Source organism: Sphingobacterium sp. UBA6645 (assembly GCF_002455685.1).
Taxonomy (GTDB): domain Bacteria; phylum Bacteroidota; class Bacteroidia; order Sphingobacteriales; family Sphingobacteriaceae; genus Sphingobacterium; species Sphingobacterium hotanense.
This window is the reverse complement of the sequence record NZ_DKLH01000068.1, coordinates 18,242-31,005: the sequence shown is the minus strand read 5'-3', so window position 1 is coordinate 31,005 and position 12,764 is coordinate 18,242. Positions and strand designations below refer to the sequence as shown.

The 12,764-nt window shown below is 41.6% G+C and carries 9 protein-coding genes; 4 read left to right on the top strand and 5 right to left on the bottom strand.

Annotated features, from left to right (window positions below):
* Positions 1–69: 69 nt before the first annotated feature.
* The 3 genes from B2400_RS12615 to B2400_RS12605 form a co-directional block, all read right to left on the bottom strand.
* Positions 70–750 carry a TIGR02117 family protein gene (locus B2400_RS12615; protein WP_293933844.1) on the bottom strand — a complete coding sequence of 227 codons (681 nt, stop codon included), beginning with the start codon at positions 748–750 and terminating at the stop codon, positions 70–72.
* Positions 751–982: 232 nt separating this feature from the next.
* Positions 983–1,897, bottom strand: coding sequence for a sugar phosphate nucleotidyltransferase (locus B2400_RS12610; protein WP_149524721.1), 915 nt, complete (start codon positions 1,895–1,897; stop codon positions 983–985).
* Positions 1,898–1,952: 55 nt separating this feature from the next.
* On the bottom strand, positions 1,953–3,503 hold the full coding sequence (locus tag B2400_RS12605) for a helicase HerA-like domain-containing protein (RefSeq protein WP_293933841.1): 1,551 nt from the start codon (positions 3,501–3,503) through the stop codon (positions 1,953–1,955).
* Between the two features lie 184 nt (positions 3,504–3,687).
* Between B2400_RS12605 and B2400_RS12600 the strand changes: the two genes are divergently transcribed.
* The 3 genes from B2400_RS12600 (at position 3,688) to B2400_RS12590 (ending at position 6,474) form a co-directional block, all read left to right on the top strand.
* Positions 3,688–4,050: a hypothetical protein gene (locus B2400_RS12600; RefSeq protein WP_293933839.1), complete on the top strand. Its 363-nt coding sequence runs from the start codon at positions 3,688–3,690 to the stop codon at positions 4,048–4,050.
* Between the two features lie 115 nt (positions 4,051–4,165).
* Positions 4,166–5,755 (top strand): SulP family inorganic anion transporter, encoded by a 1,590-nt coding sequence (locus B2400_RS12595; protein WP_149524718.1) that lies wholly within the window; start codon positions 4,166–4,168, stop codon positions 5,753–5,755.
* Between the two features lie 71 nt (positions 5,756–5,826).
* Positions 5,827–6,474: a carbonic anhydrase gene (locus tag B2400_RS12590; protein WP_293933837.1), complete on the top strand. Its 648-nt coding sequence runs from the start codon at positions 5,827–5,829 to the stop codon at positions 6,472–6,474.
* Positions 6,475–6,552: 78 nt separating this feature from the next.
* Here the strand turns inward: B2400_RS12590 and B2400_RS12585 are convergent, their stop codons facing one another.
* Positions 6,553–7,830 (bottom strand): FAD-dependent oxidoreductase, encoded by a 1,278-nt coding sequence (locus B2400_RS12585; protein WP_149524716.1) that lies wholly within the window; start codon positions 7,828–7,830, stop codon positions 6,553–6,555.
* Between the two features lie 93 nt (positions 7,831–7,923).
* Between B2400_RS12585 and B2400_RS12580 the strand changes: the two genes are divergently transcribed.
* A complete protein-coding gene (locus B2400_RS12580) occupies positions 7,924–9,594 on the top strand; it encodes a glutamine--tRNA ligase/YqeY domain fusion protein (RefSeq protein ID WP_286652212.1) in 1,671 nt (556 codons plus the stop codon).
* Positions 9,595–9,676: 82 nt separating this feature from the next.
* Here the strand turns inward: B2400_RS12580 and B2400_RS12575 are convergent, their stop codons facing one another.
* Positions 9,677–12,691: a DUF2723 domain-containing protein gene (locus B2400_RS12575; protein WP_293933833.1), complete on the bottom strand. Its 3,015-nt coding sequence runs from the start codon at positions 12,689–12,691 to the stop codon at positions 9,677–9,679.
* Positions 12,692–12,764 lie beyond the last annotated feature (73 nt).

Sequence of the window (12,764 nt, the reverse complement as noted above, 5' to 3'; positions counted from 1 at the left end):
TATTTATAGAGGAAATACTAATTACTAAATACTAACTACTAATTCAGCAATAGGTCTAAATACTAACTACTACCTATAATGTCTCAAAACTCCTTTATCAAATACTGTCCAGATGCCGCTTGGCATGTTGGCTTGTTTGAGGGCTTTGTTGGTCCAGGTGTTGCAGGAGAAGAATAGGTTGTAGGCACCTTTGGCTTCGTAGAAGGCATCGTCTTGGCCGTATTGGGCGTTTGTTTGGATGGGGATTGGCTTTCCATCGGAGTCGGTGTCTAGGGCCGCGAGGATGTAGTCGCGGAGGGCTTTGTATTGGGAGCGATCGATGGTTACTTTGTGGCAAAGATCGTTTTCCACCATTTGGTTATAGTTGGTGATATGCAATGCGGTTTCGCCTATGCCGATTCCGGCGATGAGGGCTGTTTTAAGGGTTAGGTCTTTCCATTCGGGGGTATTGAGGTAGAAGCCTTTATCGCCCCAGCCAATGGATACGTAACGTTGATTGGGATTTTTACCCTTGGTATTTTCTATAGGAAATACACTAGTCCAGTCTTGGAGATCGTTTTTAATGGGCAGCACAATATCCGTATGTACACCATTGGAAAGCACATAGGCTTCAATTTCGAGCGGAAGGGATATGCTTTGTGACTTGGTCGATGGAATACGGGATAGGATTGCGTCGGCTCCGAAATAGAGTCCCGCGAATACAATTAGACCAAGTAGGATATAAAGGATAGTTAGCATAAATCGCTTCATAGTTCGATGGATATGCTGCTAATATCGGGAAATTGATCTAAAAAAAATATCCATGATTCCAGTGAATCATGAATCGGGAGGAAAGTTGTTGATGGTTTCTGAAAACTTTCATATTTCGGTTGAAACAGCAATAGGGATGAAAGTCCGTCTTTGACCTAAGACGCAGGTGTATTTACAAAAAATGGCAGGTTCAAAAAAACCTGCCATTGAATATAGATATATCTAAGATTTCTTAGAATAGTTTTTCAGGGTAAACACCGTCTGCAACCAATTTAGAGATGCTTTCTTGAACGATAGGTTTATCTTCCATGTATGTTACTCCGAACCATTTTGAAGAAGTTGGGATGACGCGGTAATCTGCTAATCCTTCTTTCACCATGTAATCTGGAATGGTAGGGATAAAGAATTCTGATTTAGGATTATCGCCATTCTCTTCAACAAACTTAGGGAATAGGGATAACGCGATATCAAATACTTTTGGAGTAAAGCCCCAGAAGTTCATCGAAACACGCGTATCAGCAGGCAATTCAGTTTCTACACCGTTTTCTTCAAATACGATTTTCTTGTTGCCCGCATCGTCAGTTTTATAGAAAATATTAACACGTTCTGTAACAGAATCCATATGTCCTTCAGCATTTACCTCACAAACACCTCTAGATACATAGCCGTAGTCTGACATCGTATTGCCTAATTCAAAGCCCATCAAAGACATGTGGGTATCATTGACATCGTTGGTCAGGAAATCTGCCATCTTTTTGAAGGCATCGTAGCCATAGAAGTCATCTGCGTTGATTACACAGAATGGACCATCTACTTTATCTTTAGCGCTCATTACCGCATGGGCAGTTCCCCAAGGTTTTGTGCGTTCAATTTCACGGTCAACACCGAATTTCTTTAAGTTGAAATCTTGGAAGGCATAATCTACCTCGATCTTGCCATTTAGTTTCTTGTCGAATTTCTCGCGCATTACCTGCTCGAATTCTTCGCGAATAATAAATACTACTTTTCCAAAACCGGCTCTAATAGCATCATAAATGGAGTAATCAATAATCGTTTCGCCGTGTGGTCCGAATCCGTCTACTTGCTTTAATGAACCATAGCGACTAGCCATTCCTGCTGCCAGAACTACCAAAGTAGGTTTTCCCATAATTATCTTATTTTATGTTTAGTATTTTAATAGCGTTGCAAATATAGTATTTTATCTATTTCTTTTTGAAGATCGCGTTTAGGATTCCCGTTGCTATCTTCCCTAATAGCTTGGAGCCCTCGCGTGCTAAGGTGCGGGATGCTTGGTTTTGTGCCGCCTCTAGCGGGGTCTGCCTTCTGGAACTGGAAGACGATCTAGACTTGCTTGCTTTCTCCTGCTCTTTGCGCGCAGCTTCCGTCGCCTGTTGCTGTTCGAACTGCGCCATACGCTCATCGATAATCTCTGCTGCTGTACGTCGCTCTACGCGCTCCTGGTACTTACTTGCATAATCTGAACCGTTGACAAGTTCTGTGTACAATTGCGGACTGCACGGCCCCATTACTGCTCGTGCAGGTACGAGATGGGTTGCTACGACCTCTGTAGGGATACCCTTATCGTTCAATACCGTAACTAGGGCTTGACCCGTACCTAAGGAGGTCAATACTTTATCGATCTCATAAAAATCAGATCTTGGATAGGTTTTTACCGTCTTGCGAAGATTCTCTGTATCATTCGGAGTAAAGGCACGCAAAGCATGTTGTACGCGATTTCCTAATTGTCCTAATACACTCTCTGGGATATCCGTCGCTGCCTGAGTACAAAAGAACACGCCTATGCCCTTCGATCGGATCAACCGGACGATCTGTTCAATCTGTGTTAAGAAAGCCTTAGAGGCGTCGTTAAATAGTAAATGGGCTTCGTCGAAGAAGAATACTAATTTGGGTTTATCGAGATCCCCGACCTCTGGTAGATGTTTAAAAAGCTGTGCTAGCAAACTAAGCAGGAAAGTAGAGAACAACAAGGGCTGATCTTGTATATCGGAAATATTCAGCAGTGTGATAACGCCTTTTCCATCAACTTTACCAAATAGATCATTGATATCGAACTCTTTTTCGCCGAAGATATGTTCTAAACCCTGCTGCTCGATAGCGACGATCTTCCGAAGAATAGTACTCGCCGATGCCGAACTGATCTTTCCGTAATCGGCTTTGATTTCCTCCGCACCCGGGCCCTCAGATAGGTAGCTCAGCAGTTTCTTTAAATCTTGAAAGTCTACAATCGGCAACTGATTATCGTCGGCATACTTGAAGATAGCACTCAATACGCCCGACTGAGTATCATTCAAGTCCAAGATTCTGGACAAAAGCACAGGACCAAAGTCTTCTACCGTGACACGCATTGGGGCACCAAGCTTACCACTTAGTGAAAATAATTCGATTGGAAAACTGGAAGGCTCGAAAGGAATACCCACGGCATTTCCGCGCTCGATCAATGCGTCGTTTGTTTTTCCGGGTTCTGCTAATCCCGAGAGATCGCCTTTGACGTCGAGCATTAAAACAGGAACACCAGCATCCGAAAGCTGTTCGGCCATGAGTTGTATCGTTCGGGTTTTACCGGTTCCGGTTGCACCAGCGATCAAACCGTGACGGTTCATCATCTTTAGCGCCAAATTTACTTTGGCAGCGGTAACAACCTCTCCATTTAGGATACCTGATCCTAATTGTATAAATGGCCCTTTAGGGCTATAAGAAGCGGTAATTTTGTCGATAAACGGTTGTGTTATCATAGATTTTTATTCAGGTAATGCACTCAATAAATAAAGATAATATTCTAATTATAAACTTAAGTAGTTTTCTAATATTAACAAATTGTTAGCCAATCAGGATTAAATACATAGTTTTGTCATCATTTCACAATTTAATTCCAAAAAAAGTGATTTTTTAAAATTTAATTTTATTTTTGTGAAGTTTATGATTGCAGAGACTCATTTCTTTTCTAAAACACAGCGCATAATAGCAGCGAAATTATGCTTCTTCATCTTCTTCACGAAGATGCTGATTAGCATGACGCCTATTTTTGTGGACGTCTTAGACCGAGGAACTGTTTTGCAAGTCGTGATGCAATTAGAAATTGAGAACACGGCGAAAGGCAATAACAGTAACAACGAAGATTTGCATGAGCACAGTATCAAGATTTTCAAACCTGATGCTATGGATTTCCTTAGCTTCAATCCAACGGTAGAAAACACTGGACGCACGAAACATTACCTTAAAAATGAAAGGACGATCTGTGCCTTTCATCCACGCGTTCCTACACCGCCTCCTAACGCGTAATTCAACATCCATCTTATTTTAAATCGCCTTTCTGATGCTACTTTGCTAGGTCTTAATGGCTATACTGGCGATTATTACATCGTTAAATGTTGAATTTTAAAAAGTTATTTTTATTATGTTAGGAACACGTTTGTCTGCTTTTCTCAAATTATCGAAAAGAGACTTAAAATATGACTTCCCCGCAAGTATTGTAGTATTTTTAGTGGCATTGCCACTCTGTTTAGGAATTGCCATGGCTTCTGGAGCGCCTCTTTTTGCAGGTGTTTTAACGGGAATCATTGGTGGTATAGTTGTCGCATCGATCTCCGGGTCGGCACTAAGTGTTAGTGGCCCTGCGGCAGGATTAACCGTTATTGTATTAGGTGCGATCACCCAACTAGGTGCTTATCAAACATTCTTACTAGCTGTTATGCTGGCGGGCGTTATCCAATTGGTATTAGGTGTCATCAAAGCCGGTATGATTGGTAACTATTTCCCTTCTTCAGTTATTCTGGGGATGCTGGCTGCTATCGGTATTACGATTATCCTTAAGCAAATTCCATTAGCTTTTGGTATGACCGAAACACATGCATTCGAAGTGGAAGATGGCGGCGGTATTGCTGCTTTCACAAACACAATATTTTCTAGTGTAAACTGGGGAGCAACAATCATCTGTTTATTATCACTAGCTGTATTAATTTTCTGGCCGAATATTAAGAAGCTGAACAAAATCCCTGCTCCTCTAATCGTTGTGATTCTAGGCGTTGGATTAGGATTTGCATTTCAAGGAACTTCTTTCGCATTGAATCCAGATCACTTTGTGTCCATTCCTGTAGTATCTTCATTTGCAGAGTTCAAGGGCTTATTTATCTTCCCTGACTTCACGCAGATTGTTAATCAAGAGGTATGGGTAGTTGCATTTACTATCGCCATTATCGCGAGTTTAGAGACTCTTTTGAGTATTGAAGCGGTTGATAAGATCGACCCATTCAAGCGTAACTCTCCTACAAACAGAGAGTTAGTAGCACAGGGTATAGGAAATATGACGAGTGGTTTATTAGGTGGTTTACCAATGACTTCGGTTATCGTAAGATCGTCGGCGAATGCAAACTCTGGTGGACGTACTAGACAGTCGGCTATCCTACATGGTTTATGGTTATTAGTAGCTCTCTTAGCTATTCCATCTATCATTAATTTGATTCCATTGGCTGGTTTAGCTGCAATCTTATTGCACACAGGTTTTAAATTGGCGAAGCCAGCTTTATTCAAACAGATCTACAAAAAAGGATTGGATCAATTTATTCCTTTCTTCGTCACAGTTGCAGCGGTAGTATTTACCGATTTGTTAACTGGAGTAGGTATTGGTATCGTGGTAGCAACCTTCTATATCTTGAAAGCGAACATGACGAATGCATATCAGTTTAATATCGTTCAGAAAGAAGATACAGATACTGCGGTTCTAACGCTTGCTGAAGAAGTGACGTTCTTAAACAAAGCGCCTATCCAACAGAAGCTATACAACTTACCAAAGGGTGTTAAGTCGGTGGTCATCGATGGTCAGAAAAGTAAATTTATTGACAAGGATGTTATTGACGTAATCAAGGATTTCGAACAAAATGCATTGAGCAAAGGCTTGGAAATTGAGCTGAACGATGTGAATTACAAGAAGAAGTCCTTCAATGGTAATTTTCGCTTAAAAAAACAAAAACTTCAAAAAGTAGTTTAATTAATTCAAAGAAATTCTGAAACTTGTGCAACCCTTTTCAGGGTTGCCATTAAATCATATTGACAAAAAACATGGAAAATAAAGTATTAGAAACTGGTTTCAACAACATTAAAGAGGGTAACAAAGAGTGGGTTGAGTTCGTGAAAAACGACGAAACGGGCAGATTTCAACAATTAGCAAAAGGCCAAAGTCCGGAAGTATTATGGATTGGATGCGCTGATAGCCGTGTTCCTGCGAACGAATTGACCGGTAAGAAACCAGGAGAAGTATTTGTACATCGCAATATTGCCAACATGTGTGTTCACTCGGATATGAGTATGCTTTCTGTACTTGACTATGCAGTGAATGTTTTAAAGGTAAAACATGTTATCGTGGCTGGACACTATGGTTGTGGAGGTGTAGCTGCTTCTTTAAGCTCTACGCAATACGGTATTATCGACAACTGGTTATGCCATATCAAAGATGTTTACCGCCTACATGCTGAAGAAATTGATGCTATCGAAGATAAAGAACAAAAAGCTGATCGTTTGGTCGAATTAAATGTAAAAGAGCAGGTTTTTAATTTATGCAGTACATCGATTATTCAAAATGCATGGAAAGAGCGTGATGATTTAGCTGTCCATGGGATGGTAATCAATATCGGAACGGGAGAGTTGATCGATCAAGGTTGTACATATACCGGAACTGATAAACTAGGTAATGTGTTTGCTTTCCAATAGGCCTGACTCATTAAAATTCAACAATAAAAGCTTGTTCATTCGAACAAGCTTTTATTGTATATATTCATTTAGCAACTGCTATTTTTTAAACTGCCCATCCACGCTGATTGCCTTTGCATAGGACGCGGAATAAAGATCCGTAACAACTGCAAGCTGCCCTCGCGTGACAAAGGCTTCGGGATCATAATTTCCTTCAAACTTTCTTTTCGTAGACCATTCCTTTATGAGTTGTTGTTCAACCTCATCCCCTTTCAAGGAAACAAACTTGATTAGGCTAATCAAGTCCTTCCATTTCATTTCTTCATTTCGGTAGTTGTCTAAAAACCATAGCTGACTGCGAGAATAGATATCATTTAAGACTCCTTTGACATCATCGAACCTAACTGCGGTATCCTTATGGAAGTACATAGCACCATCCTTTACTTCTCCTAGAAAGAACCCTGTTAAATAGAACTTTTGAATAGAAGCATAATGCGGATCATCAATTGCAATATCAACATACGGATTCAATCTAGCATTGAAAGTAAGTAATTCCGATTGTACTTTTCGGACATCAAGTTTCTCGATGTTTGTGTCAAAAAAAGCGCAATAACCTGCAACTGCAGCCAATCCTTGTCCTAGCGCAATGCTCATAGGTATATCATTGGGCGAATCGCTCAATTCGCTTCCGGGACCTATGCTGAACATGTTTTCATATTGAGCATTCAAAAGCTGTTGTAAAGTAGCCAGATACACTTCTCCGGCGCGTTCTTCTACTGCCATCGTCGTACGACTTAAGGGCAATGTAACTTGCGATACGGGCAAGAATGCAGTTTTTCTCGCCGCCATAGTATCAGGCAATGTTAGGTTTCGATAAAGCTTCCCATCCTTTGTAGCGTCGATTACTACAGGTACGCTAAAGCGTTCCTTATTAGACAACATCAACTGCCAGTTCCTCCTCCCCCGCTCGCATTTGCTGATATCCTCCCCAACAATAATCGTTACACCCTGCATCTTCGCCTTAAACCGCTCGATACTATTCGTCGCTAGTCTAGGGCTAAAGTCACTTTTCACGGTGTTCGCCAGTACTTGGTCTTTCGTCTTACTCATCGCCATATCCATGAGCAATTCCATCCAAATCCCACCATTCAGATTATATTTTTGATCAATAACAACTTTCTCATTGGAATTGCTTGCTAAGAAATCAAGATTGTCGATTACTAAAATCGTCTCGACATTAGACTTGCTGGCTTGAACAGCAGCAGCCCAACCCACAAAACCATCCGCATATATCAGCATCTTTGGCTTTGGTCTTTTTTGCGCGAAAGTGACCACTGGAAGGAGCAAGAAAATAAGTAGGAAAAATCTAAATCTCATAATGAATATTTAATAACCCGAAAATAAGTAAAAAGCAGTAAGTATTCGGTACCATCTCATCCAATATATCGATGAAATACCTAACTTTGCTACATGGTAGAAGAAGAAAAATCATTGAATTTTATTGAAGAGATTATCGAAGAGGATCTTCGAAATGGGAAGAATGATGGCCGCGTGCTAACACGTTTCCCTCCCGAGCCAAATGGCTATCTTCATATCGGACATGCAAAATCCATCTGTTTAAACTTCGCATTAGCACAGAAGTATAACGGAAAAACAAACCTACGTTTTGATGATACCAACCCGGTAACGGAAGATGTGGAGTATGTGGATAGTATTAAGCACGATATTCAATGGTTGGGATTCCAGTGGGCTGAAGAGCTATACACTTCCGACTATTTCGATACTCTATACGCCTATGCTGTCGAGTTGATTAAAAAGGATCTCGCTTATGTAGATGACAGTACTGCTGAAGAAATCGCAGCGGCTAAAGGTACGCCTACTGAACCGGGAACTCCTACGCCAGCACGCAGCCGCAGCATTGAAGAAAACCTTCAGTTGTTTGAAGAAATGCGCGAAGGCAAGTATAAGGACGGAGAGAAAGTACTACGTGCGAAAATAGATCTAGCGAGTCCGAACATGCACATGCGCGATCCTATTATCTACCGCATCAAGCATGCTCATCATCACCGTACAGGAGATAAATGGTGTATCTATCCGATGTATGATTTCGCACATGGACAATCAGACTCCATCGAAAAAATCACGCATTCTGTTTGTACACTAGAATTTATTCCGCACCGTCCATTATATGATTGGTTGATTGATAGACTGGAGATTTTCCCGTCGAAACAATACGAATTTGCTCGCCTAAATCTAAACTACACGGTAATGAGCAAGCGTAAGCTGTTGCAATTAGTAAACGAGAAATTCGTTGAAGGTTGGGACGACCCACGTATGCCGACGATCTCAGGACTGCGCAGACGCGGCTATACGCCTGCAAGTATTCGTAATTTCTGCGAACGCATCGGTATACAAAAGCGCGAAAACATGATTGATGTTAGTCTTTTGGAGTTCTGTATCCGCGAAGATTTGAATAAAACAGCATGGCGCAGAATGGCAGTTCTTGATCCGATTAAGTTGATTATCACGAACTATCCAGAAGGCCAAGTTGAGGAGCTGCACGGTGAAAATAACCCTGAAGTAGAAGGTGGCGAGGGGTCACGTATTATTCCGTTCTCAAAAGAGCTCTGGATCGAGCGTGATGACTTCATGGAAGATGCACCTAAGAAGTTCTTCCGATTAGGACCTGGACTTTCTGTACGCTTGAAACACGGCTATATTGTTACTTGTACAGACTTTAAGAAAGACGAGCAAGGCAATGTGACAGAAGTTTACTGTGAATACGCACCTAACTCAAAATCAGGAGAAGACACTTCCGGCATGAAAGTGAAAGGAACTATCCATTGGGTATCGGTCGAGCATGCCAAAGAAGCAGAGGTGAGACTTTACGACCGTTTATTCCATGACGAAAACCCTGCGGCTGCCGAAGATTTCAAATCATCGATCAACAAGGATAGTCTACAAATCATCGAAAAAGCTTATATCGAACCAGACTTAGCAAACGCGGAGATTGGAAAAGGGTATCAGTTTATCCGCCTAGGATATTTTACACCAGACAACAAACTTTCAACGGCTGAAAAGCCAGTGTTTAACCGTACGGTAACATTGAAAGACTCTTGGGCTAAGGAAGCAAAAAAATAATTTTAAAGAATTAGATAAAATAAAAAGAGGAGCTTTCGCTCCTCTTTTCTTTTATCTAAAATCTAATTATTGATATATTTTCTCAACTCCCCTGCAGCCATGCCTGCTCATACTTACTCCAAACCCGATTCCCTTCTGCAACCAATCCCTCGTCACCAATCTGCTTCAATATAGCTTGATATCTTTCCAATGCTCCTAAGCCGAGTTGAATACTATACAGATCATATCCCTCAGAAGCTTCCATAATACCTTTTTGGTAATTCAGCTTCTCGTCTATCGCTTTGATGTTCTTTGCCGCCAGTTCTTTCGCTTTATCAAGCTCCTTCACCTTCACTAAGGTATCTGCAAGTATTGCATTCAAATAACTCTGGCGCATAGTCTTTGGCTCCTTAGGCTGATGCTCATAAGCAACTAGCGCTAGCTTCTTCGCTTCCGGAAGCTTATTCTTCTGCACCAAACTCTCCAGTCCTTGTACATACAGATTCGGCTGCACATAAGAATCATAGATAAAATTAGAGTCGGTATCAAAGTAATCAAGATTCTTGATATCCGTCCATTTGAACTTCTCTACCGCATTTGTATAGATTGCCTCTGTATTGATCAAAGTAGCGTCATCAGCCTGTTGACCAACTTCCACCGGCATCAAACGGTAAACTAGCCCTTCCGATGCTAAATACTTATCCATCCCCATGAAAATATCATTAGGTGCCTGCTTCACAAAGTAAATCGGTCGCTCCCAATTATTATTTTCCAACAAGCCCATTAGGCTCAGCTCTGCACGCGACACATAATTCTGATTGTAATCCCACTGCATATATTCCGGAATAGCGTTTTCCCACTCCTGCGGTACTACCTTATTCTTCAACACCTGCTCTCTATCAATCTTCAATTGCAGTTTCTTCGTCGGCATGACATTCACATACTCCCCAGACTGCAATTGCATCATATTCTGTTGATTATCCGAAAGCATAATATCCAATACGGTCTTCACATCCGTATAACCCTCTACCCCCATATCAAACACCTGAATACCATCCCGTTGTCCACGCTTCACCTTATCATAAGCAAATCCCAATGGCAATGCTTTCGACTCGTTAATGTCGGTTAAAGCCTGCTCCACATACCAATCAGACTGCAGATAACCATAATTCAACACCCGTACATCCGGTCTAACACCTTCTACCTCCTGCAAATACCACAGCGGGAAAGTATTGTTGTCCGCATAGGTGAATAGGATTGCATTTGGCGCACAAGAATTCAGCATGTTCATTGCAAAATCTCTGGTCATCATACGCTCCGATCGATTGTGATCATTCCAATTTTCCTTCAACAGTAAAGTCGGAACAGCCAGCAAACAGATAGCAGAACTTGCCAAAGCTAAGGTCTTCGCCGGAACCTTCACTAATTTCGTTAACAAGTCCACAACAGCAACTACCCCTAATCCAATCCAGATCGCAAATACGTAAAATGACCCCGCGTAAGCATAATCTCTTTCCCTAGGCTGATTAGGCGTCTGATTCAAGTAAATCACGATTGCCAAACCAGTGAAAAAGAACAGCAATCCCAAAATAGCCGTATCCTTCTTGCTCTTCTTCAACTGCCATAATATCCCAAGAAAACCAAGCAATAAAGGCAAGAAAAAATAAGTATTCCTGCTCGGATCCTTTAACATGCTATTTGACAAATGCGACTGTCCAGGCAAACGGAGATTATCAAGAAATGTGATTCCCGACAACCAATTGCCCGCATAAACCTGCCCCTGACTAGGCACATCGTTCTGACGCCCAACGAAGTTCCAGAGGAAGTAGCGAGCATACATATGGTTCAACTGATAATTGAAGAAGAACTTCAAGTTATCGCCCATACTAGGCGACTGCCCCTCAGGAATATTTAAATACTGACGGTAAAATGCCGTATGTTTATCGCTATATATCCGTGGGAACAACATCTCTTTATCATAAACATAGCGGTTATTGCTGCTGATCCTGGTATAGCGATCCGCATCCTTTCTATAGGTCGAACCGGACGTCATATCAACGGGACGCGCATCAAAAGTCTGCCCTTTAAATAAAGGCTCCGATTGATATTGCTCCCGACTTAAATAACTCAATAAATTGAAGGCATTATCCGGATCATAGTTGTTCAAAGAAATATTCGTTTGTGCGCGAATCAATAACAGGCTATAAGATCCGAATCCTAAAAAGATAAAACTCAAACTCAACAGCGCCAAATGCACAATCGGATTTGATCTACGAGCAGCATAATAAAGCCCGAAAACAATCCCAGCAACTAAAAGCGCTATAAAAAACGCCACACCCGATCCAAACGGAAGTCCCAAACTATTGACAAAGAAAAGGTCGAAATTAGCAGCAAAGCGAACGCTATACTGAATAACGCCCCACAGTACAAATGCTAAGGCCAATACGCCCCAACCTAAGGATTTAGCAATCCCCTTCCACTCGACCTTATTCGTCCTGCGGAAATATATCATCAAAGCAATCACCGGAATAGTCAGAAGATTCAACAAGTGCACCCCGATAGAAAGCCCCATTACATAGGCAATCGCCAATAACCATTTATTACTATGCGGTTCATCTGCCCGTGCATCCCATTTCAACGCCAACCAAAATACAACGGCAGTACATAGTGACGACATCGAATAAACCTCCGACTCCACTGCCGAGTACCAGAAAGAATCCGTAAAACTATAAGCCAACGAACCCACAATCGCGGCTCCAAAAACCTGGTACAACTTTGCCGAGGTCCATTCCCCATCGCTCAGAACCAGTTTCTTCGCAATAGCACTGATTGTCCAAAATAGAAATACAATCGTCAAACCGCTGCAAATTGCCGAACCAATGTTCATCCAATATGCTATTTTACTGACATCGCCCATTGCGAAATTCGAAAACACGTTCTGTATCATCAGAAACAAGGGTGCCCCAGGTTGATGAACAACCTCTAATTTATGTGCCGAAGCAATAAATTCGCCCGTATCCCACCAACTACTTGACTTTTCAACGCTAAGGACATACACTAAAGTCGCAAGGATTCCACAGCTCCAGCCGAGAAGGTTATTCAGTTTTTGATAGCTCATATGAGTATAGGTTAGTAATTCCGAATAAAGATAAACTGAAAACCAGAAACTGCGCTTCGCTTAACAAATTTTA